Source organism: Myroides marinus (genome assembly GCF_900109075.1).
Lineage (GTDB): Bacteria > Bacteroidota > Bacteroidia > Flavobacteriales > Flavobacteriaceae > Flavobacterium > Flavobacterium marinum_A.
Window position 1 is genome coordinate 14,281 of record NZ_FNYS01000022.1, and the last position, 19,397, is coordinate 33,677.

Genomic DNA, 19,397 nt, shown 5'->3' on the forward strand with positions numbered 1-19,397 from the left:
TTAAAATAGATGAATGAAATAGCACTTGTTATAGGAGAAGATCACTATAACACTTTAGGACTTGTTAGAAGTTTAGGAGAAGGAAATTTACCAGTTCATTTAATTGTTAAAAGTAATAATTCTAAAAGCTTTGTTAGTAAGAGTAAGTATATTTTTAAATATTGGGTTAAAAGTGATATTAACGAAATTGTCGAACTTTTAAATGGTGAATACTTTGTAGACAGGAAAGTTATTGTTTTTTGCAGTTCTGATCAGATAGTTAATGAATTAGATAGATTTAGGGGCGTCTTGATACATGACATAGTACTACCTAAAATTAGTATGAAACTAGGTGGATTTGATAATTTAACTAATAAAACTTTCGTTACCACATTGGCCGATGAACATGGTATAACTGTTCCTCAATCATGGAGAGTATCGCGAGAAGAATTAGAGTCTTTTGAAAAAAACATTTTGAATAATATTAGTTTTAAATGTATTGTTAAGCCTGCAAAAAGTGAATTTGGTGTAAAGGACGATATTCGTATCTGTTGTAATCAGGAAGAGATTTCTAAGGAATTAAGAGATCTTTTTACGAGAATGGATGTTGTACAAGTTCAAGAATTTATTGATAAGGATATTGAAATTAACTTACTTGGTGCTGCTTTAAATAATGGTGATGTTATTATACCTGGTATTATGTACAAGCTTAAGCATAATAAAAATCATTATGAATTTTATTCTGAAATTAGAGAGATAGATAATAGTAAAAGGGAGTTAGTGAATTTAATTAGTTCTTTTGTTAAGAAGATAGAATATCAAGGATTATTTGGTGTGGAATTAATGGTAGTGAGAAATAAATTTTATTTTTTAGAGATTAATCTGAGAAACGATGCTAATTCCTACAGTATAACTAATGGAGGTGTAAATTTGCCTTTAATATATTTCATTAGTTGTGTAAATGGCAATATTACTAAACAAAATCTAGTCTTGCGTAATAAGTGTAACTATGTTAATGAAATTGCATATTTCAAGTATTTGTTTGAGACTAAGTTTGAATTTTTTGAATTTTTCAAGATAATATTAAAGGCAGATTGTTTTATGTATTTTAATAAGAAAGATATTAAGCCTTTTATATATAAATATTTGAAATTTTTTTAAAAAATGAGGAAGTATATAGTGAGATTTGATGATTTATGTCCAACAATGGATTGGAATAAATTTTCCAAAATAAAGGAGGCCCTAGAAGAATATGGGATAAAGAGTGTTTTAGGAGTTGTACCTATTAATAGAGATCCTGTATTAAATATTGCTGACAATATTACTGAAGAAATGTTTTATCATAATATTATTAAGTTTAAAAATTATGGTGATACTATTGCTCAACATGGGACTTACCATATTATGCATAATTGTTCAGGGGGAATTATGAAAATTAATAAGTATGGTGAGATATGTGAACTACCATACAATAAACAGTTAGAATTGTTAACTATTGGAAAACAAATATTAGTTGAGAGAAATATATGGGAACCTTATTATATGGCTCCAGCACATTCATTTGACGATAATACTTTAAAGGCGCTCAAAGAGTTGAATTTTTTGGCCTTAACTGATGGATGGGGAGGATATCCTTATCAATTAGAAGATATTATATGTGTGCCACAGTTATTTGCAAAACCATTTACCAAATTCAATATTGGCTATCAGACTATTTGTTTACATACAAATAATATGAATAAGTTCCAAATTGAAGAATTTGTAAACTTTATTCATAGCAATAAAGGTAGTTTTGTTAATTTTAAAGATATTGTAGCAAATAAAGATCTATTAAAGCCAAGTATTACCAAATTTATGCTTTATAACGTTAGTAAATTTACTATTCCAATTATTAGAAGTATAAGAAAATAGACGATTATGAATGTACTACATATTATACCTACCCTAGTCGTTGGAGGAGCAGAAAAACTTCTAGTTGATACAATGTCAATTTATAAGAAAGAAGGAGTAGAAGCTGAAGTGCTTGTACTAAAAAGAGTAGATTCATTCTTAGAAAAAGAATTATTAAGTAAGGGAGTTAAGGTTTTCTTTTTATCTGATGTAAATAATTTGTATAATCCACTACTTATATTTAAGTTGATTCCTTTTCTAAGGAATAGGGAAATTATACATGTTCATTTATTTCCTACATCTTATTGGGTACCTATTGCTAAAATATTAGGTTTATCCAAAGCTAAGTTAGTTTTTACAGAACATAGTACATTTAATAAAAGGAGAGGGAGATTTATTTTTAGATTTTTTGAGAGTTTTATTTATTCTTGCTATAGTAAAGTTATTTGTATTACTGATGCTACTAAGGATAATTTGATGAAACATTTGTTGTTTAAAAATAGTAAAAAATTTGTTGTTATTAACAATGGTATTGATGTTTCCTATTTTAGGAGTACCATATTTGAAGATTTGAATTTGTTTGAAAAAGATGCTTTTAAGATTATACAGGTATCAAGTTTCAGAAAAGAAAAAGATCAATTAACAGTTATAAAAGCATTAGCTTCTTTACCAAATGATTTTAAATTAGTATTGGTAGGTGAAGGCATTTTAAAAGACAATCTAATAGCTCTGACAAATGAATTAGGACTTGAAGAACGTGTTTTGTTCTTAGGAAATAGGAAAGATATCGCTCAGTTAATGAAGTATTCTGATGTTGTTGTATTATCTTCTAATTATGAAGGGTTTGGAATAGCAGCTCTTGAGGGGATGGCAACAGGTAGACCAACATTGGCTAGTGATATTAGTGGAGTAAAGGAAGTCGTTGGTGATTATGGTATTTTGTTTGAAAAGGGTAATGAGAATCAGTTAGCAGACTCTATATTAAGATTAAAGGAAAATAAAGAGTATTATTTGGAAGTAGCAAAGAAATGTCAAGAACGTGCTAGCAGATTTGATGTTTCAAGTACAGTCCGTAACTACATAAAAGTGTATAAAGAAGCTTAAGTAATTATGAAAAGAATATTAATAGTTTGTAATGTTGATTGGTTTGTAATTTCACACAGATTAGGAATTATAAAAAGAGCTGTAAATGATGGTTATGAAGTAATAGTTGCTGCTGAAAATACAGGTAGAGCTAATGAGATAGAAGAATGTGGCGCAAGATTTATAAATTTACCATTTTCTCGTTCAGGGACTAATCCAATTGAAGAATTGAAAGTTCTTTTTAGATTTAATTCTTTGTATAATGAAATTAAACCTGATATAGTTCATCATATAACAATTAAACCAGTTATATATGGTTCAATCATAGCAAAAAAACAAAAGATAAGAGGTGTTGTTAATGCTATAGCTGGATTAGGTTATAATTTTACTTCAGAGAATAAAGGGTTATTTTTTAAATTTCTACTTAAACTTATGAAGTATGGATTTAATAGAAAGAAGGTGTCAGTTATTTTTCAGAATACTACAGATTATGAGGATCTAAGAAATACAGGTGTGTTAAGTAGTGGTAATAATGTGTACTATACTAAAGGTTCAGGTGTCGATTTAGAGCAGTATAAGTTTAGCGAATTGCCAAATAAAGAAAGAATTAAAGTTCTTTTTCCTACAAGAATGTTATGGGAAAAAGGAGTTAAAGAATTAAAAGAGGCTACAAATATTCTAAAGGATAAATATGAACATAAGGTGTCTTTTATTTTAGCAGGATTAGCAGATGATGGAAATAAGAGTGGAGTAACTGCAGATTATCTGAATGAATGGAGTGATGGAGAATATGTTAAATGGGTGGGTTTTCAGAGTGATATGCCAAAAATATTTGAAATGTCAGATATAGTTACTTTACCTTCATATTACAGAGAAGGAATCCCTAAATCATTAATTGAAGCGTGTGCAATGGGAAGACCTATTATAAGTACAGATTCAGTAGGATGTAGAGAATGTGTAGAAGATGGTTATAATGGGTACAAGATTGCTCCAAGAAATAGTAAAGACTTAGCGATTGCATTGGAGAAAATGTTTGAATCTCAAGATTTAAGAAAAACATTTGGTTTTAACTCCCGAATTAAAGCAGAGAAGGAGTTTAATGTGGAAACTGTTATTGATATTCATATGGGAATCTATAAAGAGTTATTGAATGAATAAGATTGTAATAACTGGAGCTTCAGGCTTTGTAGGACAGAATTTATTGCCTTATTTAAGCAATAAAGGACATTATGTTCATACTTTATCTTTACGTAAAGAAGATTGGCAAAGTAGTCTTCCTACAACAACAGAAGTCATTATTCATTTAGCAGGTAAGGCACATGATACAGCTAATACTTCTAGTGCTGATGAGTATTTTAATGTAAATAGAGATTTGACTATAGCATTATTTGAGCATTTTATTAAAAGTGATGCAAAGGATTTCTTTTACTTTAGTTCTGTAAAAGCAGTAGCGGATACAGTGGAAGGAGTTTTAAAAGAAGATGTAACACCTAATCCTTATACTCCTTATGGACAATCAAAGAAGGAAGCAGAACAGTATCTATTAAATGCTTCTCTACCTGAAGGAAAAAGAGTGTTTATTATTCGTCCCTGTATGATACATGGTCCGGGTAATAAAGGAAATTTAAACTTATTATATAAAGTAGTAGAAAAAGGAATTCCTTGGCCTTTAGCATCTTTTGATAATCATCGTTCTTTTTTATCTATAGATAACTTATGTTATTTAGTGAATGAAATGATGCAAAATGCTAATGTGTCTTCAGGAGTGTATAACTTCTCTGATGACAAAGCTTTATCAACAAATGAATTGGTAACTCTAATAGCTAAGGTGTCTAATAAGAAACCTAAGCTTTGGCATATCTCTAAAGGTTTTATGAATAGTATTGCTTTTATTGGTGATAAGATAAAATTACCTCTGAACTCTGAACGATTAAAGAAATTGACGGAGAATTATGTAGTTTCTAATGATAAAGTGAAAGAGACATTAGGTATAGATAAATTGCCTGTGAGTGCAGAAGAAGGGTTGGTAAGGACGATTACTTCATTTTGTGAAGGACGAAAAGCGTAATGGGTGAAGGCCGTTAGACGTGAAGAATGAAAAGCGTCAAGTGTGACGACGCATTACGAGCGAAGCGATTCACGATCATAACGCATCACGTTGATAACATCATTACGATTAAAAAAGAAAAAAATGGAATACAGTATAGTATTAGCAGTATTATTTATTGCAGAGTTAGTGTACTTTAAGATAGCAGATAAGTACAATATCATAGATAAACCAAATGAGCGTAGCTCGCATACTCAAGTCACTTTAAGAGGGGGAGGAGTAGTGTTCTACTTTGGAGCGTTGGCATACTTTATTTACTCTGGATTTGAGTATCCTTATTTCATTATAGGATTGACAGCTATTACCTTAATTAGCTTTTTAGATGATATCTTTACGTTATCAAATAAGATACGTTTATTGGTGCATCTGGGGTCTGTGTTGCTAATGTTCTATCAATGGAATTTGTTTGAGTTATCTTGGTTGTGGATAGTACCAGCTTTAATCGGAGTAATTGGAACGATCAATGCTTATAACTTTATGGATGGGATAAATGGGATTACAGCATGGTATAGTATTGTGATATTAGCTCTATTAGCTTTAGTTAATCAATCAGTAGACTTTGTGGCTATGGATTTGATTTTGTTTGCTTTATTAGGTGCTGTGGTATTTGCATTCTTTAACTTTAGAACAAAGGCTAAGGCTTTTGCTGGAGATGTAGGTAGTGTAAGTATGGCATTTATTGTTGTGTTCTTATTAGGACAATTAATTATAACAACAGGTAATTTTAGTTATATTTTATTCTTAACTGTATATGGTATAGATGCTGTATGGACAATTGTTCGTCGTGCATTGAATAAAGAGAATATTTTTCAAGCACATCGTACTCACTTATATCAATATTTAGCGAACGAGGCAAAAGTAAATAAACTTTATGTTTCTTTTGGATATGGAGTTTTACAGTTTATTATAGGTTATGCAGCTATACTTATGACTTCTCAGGAAATGTGTACACAGGTTGCTTTTGCTGTTGGTGTATTAGTAGTAATGAGTGTAGTGTATTTGGTTGTTAAGAAGAAGGTAATAGAAAGATATGTTTTTTAGTAAAAGAAAAGTAGAGAGTCTTTTTACAGTTTAGAAAAAAAGGATTGTTTTTTGTTTTTTTCCTTTTTGGCTTGACCCAAAAATGAAACCAAAAAGGTCAAGGCTCAACCTAGTCAACAGTCAAATTGACTTTTGATTTTTAAACTAGCCAAAGTCGCTGACGCTCAAACACTGTCTAGTTTTTAAAATCTACAAGTATTTGACACTCGTTAACTAGCTTAGGCCAGAAAATCGCTTCGCAAGAGAGAATGTGTTTAGAAAGTTTATTTAACCCTCACTTCGTAAGAACAAAAGTGTAAAGATGAGTAATAAAGTATTAATATACGGTAAAGGTGGTCATGGTAAGGTAGTAGAAGATACGATTTACCAGTTAGACAATGATAATAGTGTAGCGTACTTCGATGATGCTTCTAATCCTTATAATGAGAATTATGAGAGAGAGGCAGAGTTAATTGTAGGAATTGGAAATAATGAGATACGTAAACGTATAGTGGGTGAAGTAAAGCATAGGTTTGCTACGGTTATACATCCTACTGCTTATGTGGCTCCATCTGCAGAGATTGGTGAAGGTACAGTAGTATTAGCGAATGCTGTAATACAAGCAGATGCTAAAATAGGGAAACACTGTATTATCAATGCGAATGTAACAGTAGATCACGATGCAATAGTAGAAGATTATGTATGTACTTATCCTGCTGCTTATGTAGCGGGCTTTGCTCGTATTACTGAAGGGCAGACATTGAAACCTGGACAGGTGGTGTGGAAGAGTGAGGTGTTTTAGGGAAGGGGAACCAATTGATAAAACAGTAAATAAATATAAAAAAGCCAAAGATTGATAAGCAATCTTTGGCCTTTGTCTTATAATATAATTTGTGTTGCTAATACTTAGTCTTGTATTGGTTGGTATATAGGATGAAATCCTTCCTATCGTCAGGATGATAGCTTGTTGATTATTGTTATGGATAATAATCTGCACTAATTGATTTGTCAGTTTTCAGTCTCTATTTATATAGCCTGTTATCTGTTCCCTCTAAAACCCTCGCACGCCTCCTGGCTCCATCACTAAAAATGTCCACAGGACATTTTCTTTACGTTCGGCCCTCCTAATTATCGTTTGTTATAGTATATCTCTATTCCTTTCTCTATACAGAAGTTCTTAGCTGTAAAGTTTTTTCCTTTATACTCTTCACCTATGATACGTACGTCTATTTTATAAGAACGCATGATGTCTTCTAGATCTTGCTCTGTGGTATAAGGAACTATCTCATCTACATATTTACACCCTTTAAGCTGAATATAGCGCTCAACTAGCGTTTGAGAAGCAAGACCTTTATAATCTTTATCTGTATGTGGATTAGTCTGTAATCCTACAATTAGGTAATCACATTGTGACTTAGCTTCTTCTAGCATTTTGATATATCCTGCGTGTAGGTGATCAAATGGGCTGAAGGTAATTCCTATTTTCATTTCGTTAGGTGTGTTTTTTAATGATATTACAAAGCTATTGTTTTTTTTATGCTTTAACAAGAGGAAGAAAGGAAGGAAGGGAGGTAGGAATGAATATTCCCTTACCTGATTTTGTATAAAAGTATATCCATTTTAATAAAAACAGGATTTGCTGCATTTAGTTATAAATAAAAAAGACGAACTATTTTTATTAGTTCGTCTTTTTAGTTTACTGTATTGAGCTAGTTTTATAAAACTAAAGATCTTGTTCTGCTTTAAGTTTAGCGATAATCTCTTGGTCTTTATTTTTTAATAATAGAATATCTTTTTCTATTTCAACGTGCTTTGTTTGTTCAAGTACTTCTATGAATTTTTGTTCTATAGCAAGATTTGGACAAGCCATTTGTGTTGATGCAATTTGCTTAATTGTAATAGTATTGTCTTTAAGTTGATAATTAGAACTAAAGTTATTGCATCCTAGATTACCACTAATATCATTTTTTCGAGTGAATATTAAGTTTGGTTGTTTAGGGAAATTCTTATCTAAACTAACTGCTTGACCATTTAATTCTTGTAGGTTCCAAACAGTTTCTGATAAAGCCATAGAAGATACTTGAGCTTCTACTTGCTCATTATTTGTTACAACTTCTTTTTTAGTGTTACACGATACTGTTATAATTGCTAGGGCAATTATTAAAGTGATTTTCTTCATTTTGTTTTTTTTGATATTAATTGATAGACAAGGCTCTATTTATAAAAAAAGACATTGTCAAACTTTGATGCAAAGACAAAAAAATAACAATACTCAAACAATGTATAAATGCGAATTTTTCTTACATATGATAAACGTGCTATTTTGATTCATTAAATTTTTAAAAACAGATGTATAATTAAAAAAAAGATAGCTTATTTTAGGGCGGTAGAATTTGATAAATTATATAATAGAAAGTACGTGGATAAACTAATTATAGAACAGTTTCATCATAGACAAAACAGTGGTCTATATATTAATTGTAGGGATTTGAGTGATTTAATACAAGAAAGAAAACAGACTCTATTTGATGCTCATAAATTAAGTTTTTTCTGTATTGAGTTAGTACTAAATGGACAGGGAAAGTATAGTGTTGATTTTAATGTTTTAGATATTAAGCAGAAGCAAGCTTTAATTGTTTCTAAGAATCAAATAGGACAGTTTCACAAACCAATAGACTATGATTCAAAAGTTTTAATATTCACCGAAGATTTTTTCTGTATAGACGAGCTTCACTTTCAGTTCTTTTATACCACTAGCCTTTTTAGTTTATCATCAGAATTAGCTGTTTTAAATGTAGAGAAGCACTTTAATGAATTAGCCCTTTTGTTTGATCTTATCAAAAGAGAACTAGACAAGAAGGAGTATAAGAAAAAGCAACAAGTACTTAATAATTATTTATTTAACGTGTTATTACTGCTAGAGGACAGTATAGATCAAACTGAATTAGCAAAACTTAATATTTTAAATGAGAGATATTTAGTCTCAAGTTTTAAAGCTTTAGTAAATAAGAGATTAGATAAAAGTATTTGTGTAAAGGATTATGCCTTAGAGTTAAATACAAGTGTTAGAACAATTCAATACGCTTTTAAGAAAGTTGAAAATACAACGCCTTATGATTGGATTTGTGAACGTATAATTATGGAAATAAAAAGATGTTTGCTGTATAAGAATGTGACCATTAATGAAATAGCAAACTTTTTAGGGTTTAAAGAACCCAATCACTTAACGGTTTTCTTCAAGAAAAAAACAGGAATGACTCCAGTTAATTTTAAAAATAGTTTTAAATATTAGTTTTAATGATGTGATATTGTATGATTTATTCGTGATTATATAGTATATGTTTATGTTTTGATTTATATGTTTGCGACATAAGAAAGAAGCTTTAGAATTATTACAGATTAATTTTTATAAAAAGTCACTATGCTATAGGTAGTAACGTGGGGACGTAAATATTATTTTGATATTTGACTATACTAGGCTTAATGCTTTAAAGAAGTAGGTGACTTTTTTAAATTAGAATTAGACAACAAACAACAAATATATTTTTTAGATTAATCCATTGCTGTAGGATTTAAAATAGTACAGATTTAAGCCTTCAAAAAGTGTCTTTATTTAGTTAAGGATACTTTTTTTAGTATATATCTTTATTTAAAGATACTAGTGATATTGGGTTAAAAATGTATTGTGTGTTTTTAAGAGTTAAAGTTTAAAAACAAGACAAAAGTATCTTGATGCCCACGCCTATATGAAAGCTACTGCTATGTACTCTGTTTAACTGAGTGGTATGGGTATTTCCATTTATCTTATATAGTTTATCTGTGCCTTTAGAAGCGTCTAGTTGGGTGTAATTAGCGGAGATAAAAGGTTGCAAGTTTTTGCTTATGTGATACCCAAGGCGTAGATCTAGGTTATAGCCACTAGCTTTAGACTTATGGGTAAAGCTAATAGGATGCTGTAGTTCTTCTCTTAGGTTCCAGTTGGCGTTAGCTAAGTAAGAGGGGATGTGTATGCCGCTGATGTCTAAAGTAGCTTGCCAAGGGTGGATGGTATAGCTAGTCTGTAGGCCATAGATTACGCCATGGTATCTTGGCTTATAGGTGCTATTTAGCTTCTTGTCCTTATTTAAAGGAGTGTCACTGTCTAACATATAAAGGGTCTTATAGTAACCAAGGTATCCTGCGTGTATGTTAAGGGTAAAGTCTTGACGATTTAGCAGCAGATAAGATAGCTCAAGGCTAGTCTTTATACTATGGCCTTTGTCTGCTTGAAGGTTAAACTCTGCGGTCTTAACTGCTTTATTATCTCCGGCGTAGTCTGAGTCATTTACTTTACCTGATATAATGGTTTTATAGCTAAGCTCAAGCTTAAGCTGAAGTTTAGGTGTAATGGGTATACCTGAGATGATCCCTAGTTTAGGTCCGCTAAGATCTTTCCATTTAAGTTCTGATAATAGGTTAGGGAACTTTCCGCTTTCATTGCCTGCAATATCCCAGCTAAGCTCTTCTGTATCCCAAGCGGTGTAAGGGATAATATAAGGGCTTTGTTTTGGGTTTTGCGCATGTACAACAAGGCTAATAAAGTAAAGGCTAAGAAGAAGATAGTATCTGTGCATAGGGATATAAATAAGTAATGCCTACCTTACTTATAGCAAGGTAGACACTAAATAATTGAATTAAATTTTATGACTTTTAATTAAAATGGATATACTGAGGCAATAAACTGTTTGTCAGTAGCAGATAAAACAGTATTGTTTCCTACGCTAAATCCGTTAGTTGTCAAATCACTACTCACGCTGTAATGCATAATAGACTGTGTGTCGTATGCGCTATACTGGGTCTGAGTAGTAGAGTATTTAGCAAATAGGTTATTGTCTACATCACTTTTACTCCAATAGTTAGGATATCCTGCATAATAGGTATACACCTTGTTCTTATCCCATGGAATAGAAGTAAGAGGGTGTTGGTGCTCATGTATCATACCAAGAGCGTGTCCAAACTCGTGAATAACTGTTCTGCTGAATTCTGCATCACTAGTATTGTCGTTAAACCAACCGAAGTTCATCGTCTCTTCATTAGAAGGGATGTTAAGGGCCTGAGTACCTAAATAAGAGTATGATCCAGCTCCTTGAGTAAATGTAACACGGATCTGTGGTGTACCTGTAGTTACAAAATTAAAGGTAATATTAGCGTGATTAGACCACTCTTTAGCGTATTGCATTACTTTGTTACGCACTTTAGTACTTCCTCCGTATAAACCTACTGTAATTACGCTACCGTTAGGCCATTTAGTACTTCTGATAACTGCCCCTCTTGGGTCAGTGCCTGGTGCGTATACGTCTTTACACATTTGTGTGCCGTCAAAGCCCTTAGGAATGTCCGCTAGTGGTACTGACTTTAAAGCAGCTAGAGATTGTAAGTTGTTTGAGCTAGAAGTGTCTTTGTCATTAGAGCAAGATACTAATGCCGTGCAAAGAAGTGATCCAAGTAGAATCTTTTTGTGTAATTTCATAATGATTAATTTTGGTTATTAAATTATTTTAAGATTTAGCACATTTAAGGTTTAGTGTTCAAATACTTTTATTCGATACTTAATTGTAAGAATTGTTGATGTATTTTCTTGTTTTTTCTAAATGTTAAATAAATTTAGCAATTCAGAGTGTATATCAAAAATCGAAGCTTGAGAATTAACTTTAAGGGAAGTGCGGGTATTTAGATTGTTAATAAAATCTTAAAATAGTGATAATAAAAGTAGAATAGCCCTGATAAGTTTACTTGGTTTTTCAACTGCTGTTACTAATACAATGCTTTATAAAAATTAATGCTTAGAACTAAAAGATAGCTAAGAGAGTTATTATAAAATACCAGTATAACACAAGTATAGAAGTTGGGATTAAAAGTAAGATAGCTCTTTGATGGGGGCTTTTACTTTTATCTAGTGAGCATATGAAGTGGATAGGGAAGTAAGGTATTAAAATACGTATGGTTACTCTTTAGCTAGAAAGGATAAAGGGAAGGGGACAAAAAGTGGGGACAGTTTGTTTTTTGTTATAGCATTTGGTATTGCTTGACCATCTGAATTAGCTCTTGGTAATCAGAGGCTGTAAACTCGTGGAGCATCTTGCTAATTCTCTTTTGGATAGCACTAGGACTTAGAAAGACAAAAGCTTCTAGTTGGGAAATCTTATATCCATGAGATAGGTACATAAGGATTTCTCTGTTTTTAGAATCTAAGAGTGTGTTTTTGGCAATTACCTTTTTTATAGCCTCTTTAGCTATGGGGCTGTAATAGGGTGTAGGTAGGCTAGTGGTGGTAAGATGATGTAAGATCTCTGAGGTAAAGTCTGACTTTACCACCAGGGCGTCTATACTTCTTTTTTGATAGATGCTATAGAGAATTAGTGCCTGCTCGTGAGCGGTGATAAGGATGATCTTACAAAAAGGGAACTTTTCTTTAATCAGCAAAGAGCAGTCAAGACCAGAGTGAAGGTTTTCTTTTTCGTATCCTGGCATATCGTGGTCTATTATGGCTAGGTCTAGATAGTCAAGTTGTAGTATCTGCTTATATAGTTCCTTACAAGACTGGGCTTTTAAATAGGTATTGGCTTCGTTATTTAAAATAGAGATATAGCCCTCTAGGGTCATTAGGTGATCATCGGCTAGTAATATTCTCATAAGAATGGGGTTTTATTAGGTTTTGTATTGTTTTTGAGGTAAAGCTGTAATTAGCTTTGTTTTTCTTTTGGCAAGTATGGGATTTTTACACTTACCGTAGTTGTGTTATGCTCACTTGATATAGTCAGGGTTCCATTTAGTGTTTTTAGTCTGTGGGTAATGTTTTTAAAGCCTAGCCCTTTCTTTACTTTTTTAGGATCTATACCTATACCATTATCATGCACTCTTAGCTGTATATGATTGTCCTTAAGTATAAATAGAACAAGACATGTAGTGGCTTTGGCGTGTTTATTTACATTTTGAAGCAGCTCTTGAAGTATTAGATAAAGCTGCGCCTTTTGGTAAAGCGAGTACAGATCCCAATAGATAAGCTTGTCAATAGAGCAGTTAAAAGCGGTCTGGAACGAGTTCTTTTGAGCCTTTACAATATCCTCTAGAATTTGTCCAAAGTCCTGTTCTGGGCAAAATAAGGTCTTGTGCATATCATGTGAGAGCGCTCTTGTTTGTGTTTCAATCTGTTTTAGCTGCTCGATTAGCTTTTCTTTTTCTTCTTTGGCCTGACTTGGGAGTTGCTCTAGATTAATACGCAGGGTAAAGACTCTGTTGATAATAGAATCGTGAAGGTTCTTGGCTATTATTTTGCGCTCTTTTATCTTGGTTTTATTAGCGATTCTCTGTTGCTGTAAAAGCAGGGTTTGAATCTGTTGTATGGCCTGTTGATCTTTTTGTTTATAAAGTAGCTTCTTGTTTTTCATCTGAAGGCTAAAGACAACAAATAAAATAAAAGACAGTAGCGCCACTAATAAGATAATACTAATAAGATGGGAGTTTCTCTGATTTAGGTGGTCGTTCTGTTTTGATATTTCGCTAGTCTCGTATGCGATTCTGGCAAATTTGTTTCTAGTTTGTCTATCGATAGTCTGCAGACTGTCTTGCTTTGTGAAATAGAGTTCTGTATAGGCTTGTTTGTTTTTGATATCGTTTTCTGCTAAAAACTTTAAGCTCTTTATCAGTTCATAACCGTTTTGATCTTCCAAAGCATTTTTATATACCCCAGTCATGATATAGATTGCCTGAAGGGTATCTTGTTTGAGAAGGCTAAACTGAGCACTGCGCATAAGGCTAGCTGTTATTCCTTGTTTGTGGTTAATCTCATGGCGTATCTCAAGAGATAGGGTAAGTAAGGAGTCAATTGTTTTAGGATCCTTTTTGGCTAGCATTTGATTATAGGCATAGTTGTTTAAAAGCATTGCTTTTAACTTAGGGAAACTATCGATATCCCTGTTTTGTAATCCTTTTTCAAAGTATTCTTGTGCCTTGCTATAGTCTAAGATAGACTGGTAATAACTCCCTAGATTATTATAGTAGGATAGCTGGGAGCGCTGTAAAAGATCTTTAGAGTAACCTTGCTGTTCTAATAGATCTAGTAGTTCGGGAATCTTGGCGTAATACTGAAGGGCAGCGTCATATTCTTTTAGCTCTTTTAAAACAAGAGCCATCTGAAGGTTAACCTCGTAGTAAAGTCGGGTTTGTTTTTGTTTTGACAATATCTGTAAAGCCCTAGCAGTAGAAGTCTCGGCCTCTGTGTAGATGCCTGTATTATAGAGTACTCCTGCTTTATAAGAGAGCATTTTAGCCCAGAGAATACTGTCTTTTTCTAAGGCGTATAGTTTCTCTGCTTTTAAATAGTAGTAGTAAGCGCTGTCTAAGATCTGTCTAGCCTCGTTATGATCTCCTAAAAACCAGTAGGTCTTAGCCATGTGCTTAGTATCTTTTTTTAGACTAGCTAATCGCTGTATTTGCTCTAGGTTGTTTTTAAATTTTCTATAAAGGCCTAGTTCTTCATAACAAGAGGCTAGGTTAAAGTATAATTCCCTAGTTAAAGAGTCATTTGGCTCTAGTTTTATTAAATTAGAGATGCTATCTAAATAGATTTCTTTATTGTCGGTATGTAAATAATTTAAGAAGTAATTGGCGTTTCTTGGTTTTATAGGTTCTGGTTTAAAACACGAAACAAAAGATAAAAATATTACTAAAAATAGTAGCCTAACACACATAAATAACCCTTTTAAACAAAAGTAAAAAAAATAAAGCGATTCAATTTTGAAGCGCCTTATACTAACTAATAAGGTATTAATATGTGGGGACTTATTATTAACTCAGATTCCCCATTAGCCCAAAACTGCGAGTTAATTGGTCTAATGTTGAGTCTGAGTTTAACCTTAATTATTTTCCTTTACCTTTTCCTTTGTCTACAAAAGGTCCTTTTCTTTTATCTTTATCTAGATCTTCGTCTCCTCTCTCTAGTGGGGTGTCATCTGAGGTGTTGTTAGTCTGATTGTCTGGAATAAACATCAGTTCACCTTGATTTTGTTTGTTTTTCTGTACTTCATCTTTAAAGTTATCATCATTCGAACACGAAATGGCAAGTGCTGATAAGCTTAGGAATGCTGCGATAAAATAGATTTTTTTCATAATAAGTAATTGTTTTATAATTAATAAATAGTTGATTTACTTTTAATAAGCTTAGTCTATACCTGTAAAGTAGTTGTCTTTAATAGTTAATATTAATAGAGATTAGGTTGTGATTATCTAATAAGTTATGGATAGTTAAATAATACTGTATCAGTCTACTATAACAAAGGTGAAAGCTATTTATATTAATTATAAACTTAGGGTATCAGATAACAAGTATGCGGTAGCTGAGCTACCTAAAAAGTTAAAATTTTATAAATAGGGGGCTAAAGTCTAGTGCCGCTTTTATTGCTTTTAAAAAAAGCAGACAAGAGGTGTCTTTTAAAGACAATAAAGCCTATTACAAGACTTTTAAGCTAGAAATAGGCTAGTTGTTGTCCTAGATAAAAAGAAGCGTTTAAAACGCTTTAAATCTAATATCTTGTTTTACTCTAGTAATAGACTAATGCTAAAAAAAGAATCACTATTTGTTGGGTTCTAGATTAACACGTCTTATTATATAGGTAATATTAGTATTGTCTATAATTTGTTGTTCTAATATGTAGTCCTCTGTCAGAATATTTAGTTTAGTACTTTGTATGTAATAGTGATCTGAGTGACAATCAACTCTTGTCTTTTGTTTGTCGTAATTGAGTTCTAAGAATTTTTGATTGTTGTATTCTAATTCAATTTTATTAGAAGTAATAGGGTTTATAGTGCTAATGGTAAAACCTGAAAAGAAGGTAGAAGCTTTATCTATTATTTCATTTTTATCAAAAGAGACCATCTTTATTAGTTTACTGTCTAATTGTATCTCTTTGTTATTTGGATCGATAATTTTAATTCCTACTGTTTGATAAGGTGGAACTGAGTTAGCTTTATTTGAACAATCATCGCTACTGCTACAAGAGATAGTTAATATATAAATAAGGCAAAGTAGCATGGGGCGGATTTTAAATAGGTTTAATGTCATGATGTTTAATTCGTTTTAAAGTTAGGCTATACAGTGTTATTTGTTATTTCTTGTTTTAAAATAAATAGAGAGAAAGAATAAAATTGACAATTAAGCGTAATCCTTCTCCTATAATAAAGAGACTGTATTGAAAGCAAAACTATGCTTATTTTGATTAAATTCAAATAGCGAAGTTATAATAAATGCAAGTGTTGGCTCGGAGTTAATAAAGGTGTTTTTGATAAGTTAAAGAAATATAACTATATAGAACTCGTAAGGCTACTATGTGATTGTTTTGTGCTAAAAAAATAAAATAATAGAAACATATTCAACTATATTTGATGGAGAATAGGTAAGGGGAGATTGTTTTTAATTGATAGAAAAGATAATATAATCATGGAACAAAAACATAGAGGTTTAGTTTACCTTTTTTTACTGCTATTTATAGGGTGTGTGGATATAAATTCAGATGGAGATTTTAGAAGTAGAGTATTCACCTCGACAAATGGAGAGAATATATATATCAATACTTTAAATTGGGGAGTTACTTATGATAAACAATTTACAGTTTTAACAAAGGACCCAAACGAACTTAGAAAAAGAGAAGATTCTTTATTTGCAATAAAAGGTTTAGAGCCTTTTGTTTATCGTTTTGAGAATGATACTCTACAAATAATTAGTCTTGAGAAGATTAATATTCACGAAACGTTTCAAACAATAAAAATTAAGTTTAGTGTGTTAGGGAATATCGAATATGGTAGAATTCAGGATAGTATTAGACAGGGAAGGAGTAAGTATCGTTTACTTTCAAATTATTAATCAAAAAAATTAAAATGAGAATAGTATTTTTTTGTATTGTATTTTTTACATAATTAAGATAGTTAGTTTGTTTTTGAAACAATAAAAAGCTTAACAGATTAAGGGTATGTATTTTATCTAGAAAATCACAAAGCAAATAGATTAATATAATCAACATATTGTGAAAGTCTAGCATTAAATTAGCAATCTTTAATTACTAAGTAAGTGAGTCTTTTAAAATAAACTATAACTAATAGATAAGGGAATAAGTTTGAATAGTACTTTTAACAAATATTAAATTTTTTGTAAAAAGAGAATTCAAAGTAGTTTATAAAGTCAACATATATCCTAATAAAGCTCCTCCTAAGACAATAAAGGCACTATTTATCTTTTTAAATTTAAATACTATTATACTACTGATAAAGGCTATAAAAAGGGTTTGCCAATTGGTTAATGTGTCTTTACTCATAGTAAAACATACAGCTAGAATTAACGCAACTGAGGCAATATTTACTGCATCTAAAAACACAGATAGCCCTTTTGAGTTACGCAGTTTTTTTATCAAAGGTTTTAACAAAGCCACCAAAATAAAGGATGGTAAAAAAATAGCTAGCGTTGATATAAGCGCACCTAATATTCCATTGATCTGAAAACCGATAAAGGTAACTGAAGAGAACACAGGTCCTGGTGTAAATTGCCCTACTGCAATAGCATCAATGAGTTGTTGTTTTGACAGTATACCTGTATTTACTAGTTCTGAGTCTAAAAAGGCAAATAATACATATCCACTACCGTAAAGTATAGAGCCTATCTTAAGAAAAACCCAAAATAAGTGCATATTTGTAGTAGTGAAACACGTATCTTGAAAGAAAGTTAAGAATGTCAAAGGCATGATACTTTGTATAGTATTATGGCTTTTAGTATTGAAATAAAACAAAAGATAAGCAAGTAATCCAGCACCAAACATTAAGATGATTTCATTAATACCTATTAAAGAAGCTATAAAGACTATAAGTCCTAAAAGGGCTAAGAATAGAGATTTAATAGACTTTTTAGCTAGTGGAAAGATAGCCCCAATAATAACGGCTATAATAGCAGGTTTAATACCGTAAATAAAAGGTTGTACTTGTGGTAATTGCCCATAAGTTTTATAAAAATATGCTAGTATACCTGTTATGAAAATAGCAGGAAGAATAAAACATAGTCCAGCAATTATTAGACCTTTCCAACCAGCTTTATCATATCCAATATGAATAGCCATTTCAGTGCTGTTAGGACCAGGAATCAGATTTGTAGCACCGAGTAGATCTAAAAAGTGTTGTTCATCCATCCATTGTTTTTTTACAACTACTTCTTCTCGCATCATTGCAATATGAGCAGCAGGACCTCCAAAACCAATAATACCAAGTTTGGAAAAAACTTTTGCTAGTTCTTTTAAATGTACTTTCTCTGGCATATTAACTCCTTATTCTAGTTTTTATAATTAGCAAATCTGATAAAATTTAAATTTAAAATAAGGTGAATTTGAAAAAAGAATGGCACTTTATTTCTTACGAAATTCTTTAGGGGTTAAACCTGTAAAACGTTTAAAGTATTTTATAAAGTATGAAGAGTCATTAAAGTTTAGATAATAGGCAATTTCACTAATTCTATTTTGGGAGTATAACAATTGTCTTTTTGCTTCATCAATAATATGCTTAGCTATTATCTCTGAGGCTGACTGTTTTAGTGTTTTACGACAAATAGCATTTAAATTTTGTGGAGATGTCTTAAGTTTCTGAGCATAATAACTAACGTTATTATGAAGGTTATCAACTTGTTTTAAAAGATCTTGAAACAGGTTGAGTGTATCACTTTTATTTGATAAGATTGGCTTAGGAGTTGACTCAATTATTATATTTACCAATAATGCTTTTAATAAACCTTCTATTGCCATAAGATTCTTTTCTTTTAGTAAGAGATTAAATATAGTGTCAACACTTTTGGTATTGTTTAAATTTAAACAACTAAACTCGCTTAACTGAGATAAAAGTTCTTTTAATTGATAATCTAATGAATTTTGTATGAATTCTTTTTTTAGGATAAGTACAAATCCTTTTGGTTTACTTGTAATGTCCCAATAGTGTACTTGTTCTTGATGAATCAAAAAAACAGTAGCAGGGGTTATTGGAAATAGTGTATTATCAATACCGTGTATTCCATTTGCTTGGCTGAAATAGATGATCTCTATGTAATTATTGTGTTTGTGGGGATTAGTCTTGCGAATTTCTTGTTTGAAAGAGGAAACTTTTATTAGAGCTGTTACCTCAATTTTATTTTTTATGACAATAGAATTATTCAACGTAATTTATTTAAAAGAGTAAAGATAAAATTAATTATAATCTGGTTATGAAGTGTAAAACTAAAGTTTTTTTGCACCTAAATACGTGTCAAAAAAAATTT

At 31.4% G+C, this 19,397-nt stretch carries 19 protein-coding genes; 9 read left to right on the plus strand and 10 right to left on the minus strand.

Annotated features, from left to right (window positions below; genetic code table 11):
* The first annotated feature begins 9 nt into the window (after positions 1-9).
* The 7 genes from BMX53_RS15910 (at position 10) to BMX53_RS15940 (ending at position 6,881) form a co-directional block, all read left to right on the plus strand.
* On the plus strand, positions 10-1,140 hold the full coding sequence (locus tag BMX53_RS15910; RefSeq protein WP_074747534.1) for an ATP-grasp domain-containing protein: 1,131 nt from the start codon (positions 10-12) through the stop codon (positions 1,138-1,140).
* Between the two features lie 3 nt (positions 1,141-1,143).
* Positions 1,144-1,890: a DUF2334 domain-containing protein gene (locus tag BMX53_RS15915; RefSeq protein ID WP_074747537.1), complete on the plus strand. Its 747-nt coding sequence runs from the start codon at positions 1,144-1,146 to the stop codon at positions 1,888-1,890.
* Between the two features lie 6 nt (positions 1,891-1,896).
* Positions 1,897-2,973, plus strand: coding sequence for a glycosyltransferase (locus BMX53_RS15920; protein ID WP_074747540.1), 1,077 nt, complete (start codon positions 1,897-1,899; stop codon positions 2,971-2,973).
* Between the two features lie 6 nt (positions 2,974-2,979).
* Positions 2,980-4,110, plus strand: coding sequence for a glycosyltransferase family 4 protein (locus BMX53_RS15925; protein ID WP_083394428.1), 1,131 nt, complete (start codon positions 2,980-2,982; stop codon positions 4,108-4,110).
* Complete coding sequence (locus BMX53_RS15930) at positions 4,103-5,020, plus strand: NAD-dependent epimerase/dehydratase family protein (protein WP_074747545.1); 918 nt, start codon at positions 4,103-4,105, stop codon at positions 5,018-5,020. The genes BMX53_RS15925 and BMX53_RS15930 overlap by 8 nt, the downstream gene beginning before the upstream one ends.
* Positions 5,021-5,143: 123 nt before the next feature.
* The gene (locus tag BMX53_RS15935) at positions 5,144-6,100 is read left to right on the plus strand and encodes an MraY family glycosyltransferase (protein WP_074747548.1); all 957 of its coding nucleotides are present in this window, start codon (positions 5,144-5,146) and stop codon (positions 6,098-6,100) included.
* Positions 6,101-6,401: 301 nt separating this feature from the next.
* Positions 6,402-6,881 (plus strand): PglD-related sugar-binding protein, encoded by a 480-nt coding sequence (locus BMX53_RS15940; RefSeq protein WP_074747550.1) that lies wholly within the window; start codon positions 6,402-6,404, stop codon positions 6,879-6,881.
* A 326-nt stretch (positions 6,882-7,207) separates the two neighbouring features.
* Here BMX53_RS15940 and BMX53_RS15945 read toward each other — a convergent pair whose 3' ends face one another.
* On the minus strand, positions 7,208-7,567 hold the full coding sequence (locus BMX53_RS15945) for an adenylyltransferase/cytidyltransferase family protein (protein WP_074747553.1): 360 nt from the start codon (positions 7,565-7,567) through the stop codon (positions 7,208-7,210).
* Positions 7,568-7,802: 235 nt separating this feature from the next.
* A complete protein-coding gene (locus tag BMX53_RS15950) occupies positions 7,803-8,258 on the minus strand; it encodes an META domain-containing protein (protein WP_143061439.1) in 456 nt (151 codons plus the stop codon).
* 240 nt (positions 8,259-8,498) lie between these two features.
* Between BMX53_RS15950 and BMX53_RS15955 the strand changes: the two genes are divergently transcribed.
* Positions 8,499-9,371, plus strand: coding sequence for a helix-turn-helix domain-containing protein (locus BMX53_RS15955; RefSeq protein WP_074747558.1), 873 nt, complete (start codon positions 8,499-8,501; stop codon positions 9,369-9,371).
* 415 nt (positions 9,372-9,786) lie between these two features.
* On the opposite strand, the gene BMX53_RS15960 is transcribed toward BMX53_RS15955, so the two are convergent.
* The 6 genes from BMX53_RS15960 to BMX53_RS15985 all read right to left on the minus strand — a co-directional run bounded on the left by BMX53_RS15960 (position 9,787) and on the right by BMX53_RS15985 (position 16,148).
* On the minus strand, positions 9,787-10,692 hold the full coding sequence (locus tag BMX53_RS15960) for an omptin family outer membrane protease (RefSeq protein ID WP_083394429.1): 906 nt from the start codon (positions 10,690-10,692) through the stop codon (positions 9,787-9,789).
* An 80-nt stretch (positions 10,693-10,772) separates the two neighbouring features.
* Complete coding sequence (locus BMX53_RS15965) at positions 10,773-11,588, minus strand: M12 family metallopeptidase (protein WP_038987571.1); 816 nt, start codon at positions 11,586-11,588, stop codon at positions 10,773-10,775.
* A 536-nt stretch (positions 11,589-12,124) separates the two neighbouring features.
* A complete protein-coding gene (locus BMX53_RS15970; protein ID WP_074747563.1) occupies positions 12,125-12,751 on the minus strand; it encodes a response regulator in 627 nt (208 codons plus the stop codon).
* A gap of 50 nt (positions 12,752-12,801) precedes the next feature.
* Positions 12,802-14,808 carry a tetratricopeptide repeat-containing sensor histidine kinase gene (locus BMX53_RS15975; RefSeq protein WP_083394430.1) on the minus strand — a complete coding sequence of 669 codons (2,007 nt, stop codon included), beginning with the start codon at positions 14,806-14,808 and terminating at the stop codon, positions 12,802-12,804.
* A gap of 169 nt (positions 14,809-14,977) precedes the next feature.
* On the minus strand, positions 14,978-15,226 hold the full coding sequence (locus BMX53_RS15980) for a hypothetical protein (RefSeq protein ID WP_074747569.1): 249 nt from the start codon (positions 15,224-15,226) through the stop codon (positions 14,978-14,980).
* 463 nt (positions 15,227-15,689) lie between these two features.
* Complete coding sequence (locus BMX53_RS15985; RefSeq protein WP_074747571.1) at positions 15,690-16,148, minus strand: hypothetical protein; 459 nt, start codon at positions 16,146-16,148, stop codon at positions 15,690-15,692.
* A gap of 405 nt (positions 16,149-16,553) precedes the next feature.
* On the opposite strand from BMX53_RS15985, the gene BMX53_RS15990 reads away from it, so the two are divergent.
* Positions 16,554-16,976, plus strand: a complete 423-nt coding sequence (locus BMX53_RS15990) for a hypothetical protein (RefSeq protein WP_074747574.1) — start codon at positions 16,554-16,556, stop codon at positions 16,974-16,976.
* Positions 16,977-17,283: 307 nt separating this feature from the next.
* Here BMX53_RS15990 and chrA read toward each other — a convergent pair whose 3' ends face one another.
* Both chrA and BMX53_RS16000 read right to left on the minus strand, forming a co-directional pair.
* Entirely contained in the window at positions 17,284-18,411 is a 1,128-nt protein-coding gene (chrA, locus tag BMX53_RS15995; RefSeq protein ID WP_074747577.1) for a chromate efflux transporter, read from the minus strand.
* 87 nt (positions 18,412-18,498) lie between these two features.
* Positions 18,499-19,296 (minus strand): helix-turn-helix domain-containing protein, encoded by a 798-nt coding sequence (locus tag BMX53_RS16000; protein WP_038988164.1) that lies wholly within the window; start codon positions 19,294-19,296, stop codon positions 18,499-18,501.
* Positions 19,297-19,397: the final 101 nt, after the last annotated feature.

Bases quoted from the DNA above. Each gene is read 5' to 3' on its own strand.
- BMX53_RS15910 (WP_074747534.1), top strand. From the start codon at position 10: ATGAATGAAATAGCACTTGTTATAGGAGAAGATCACTATAACACTTTA.
- BMX53_RS15915 (WP_074747537.1), top strand. From the start codon at position 1,144: ATGAGGAAGTATATAGTGAGATTTGATGATTTATGTCCAACAATGGAT.
- BMX53_RS15920 (WP_074747540.1), top strand. From the start codon at position 1,897: ATGAATGTACTACATATTATACCTACCCTAGTCGTTGGAGGAGCAGAA.
- BMX53_RS15925 (WP_083394428.1), top strand. From the start codon at position 2,980: ATGAAAAGAATATTAATAGTTTGTAATGTTGATTGGTTTGTAATTTCA.
- BMX53_RS15930 (WP_074747545.1), top strand. From the start codon at position 4,103: ATGAATAAGATTGTAATAACTGGAGCTTCAGGCTTTGTAGGACAGAAT.
- BMX53_RS15935 (WP_074747548.1), top strand. From the start codon at position 5,144: ATGGAATACAGTATAGTATTAGCAGTATTATTTATTGCAGAGTTAGTG.
- BMX53_RS15940 (WP_074747550.1), top strand. From the start codon at position 6,402: ATGAGTAATAAAGTATTAATATACGGTAAAGGTGGTCATGGTAAGGTA.
- BMX53_RS15945 (WP_074747553.1), bottom strand. From the start codon at position 7,567: ATGAAAATAGGAATTACCTTCAGCCCATTTGATCACCTACACGCAGGA.
- BMX53_RS15950 (WP_143061439.1), bottom strand. From the start codon at position 8,258: ATGAAGAAAATCACTTTAATAATTGCCCTAGCAATTATAACAGTATCG.
- BMX53_RS15960 (WP_083394429.1), bottom strand. From the start codon at position 10,692: ATGCACAGATACTATCTTCTTCTTAGCCTTTACTTTATTAGCCTTGTT.
- BMX53_RS15965 (WP_038987571.1), bottom strand. From the start codon at position 11,588: ATGAAATTACACAAAAAGATTCTACTTGGATCACTTCTTTGCACGGCA.
- BMX53_RS15970 (WP_074747563.1), bottom strand. From the start codon at position 12,751: ATGAGAATATTACTAGCCGATGATCACCTAATGACCCTAGAGGGCTAT.
- BMX53_RS15975 (WP_083394430.1), bottom strand. From the start codon at position 14,808: ATGTGTGTTAGGCTACTATTTTTAGTAATATTTTTATCTTTTGTTTCG.
- BMX53_RS15980 (WP_074747569.1), bottom strand. From the start codon at position 15,226: ATGAAAAAAATCTATTTTATCGCAGCATTCCTAAGCTTATCAGCACTT.
- BMX53_RS15985 (WP_074747571.1), bottom strand. From the start codon at position 16,148: ATGCTACTTTGCCTTATTTATATATTAACTATCTCTTGTAGCAGTAGC.
- BMX53_RS15990 (WP_074747574.1), top strand. From the start codon at position 16,554: ATGGAACAAAAACATAGAGGTTTAGTTTACCTTTTTTTACTGCTATTT.
- chrA (WP_074747577.1), bottom strand. From the start codon at position 18,411: ATGCCAGAGAAAGTACATTTAAAAGAACTAGCAAAAGTTTTTTCCAAA.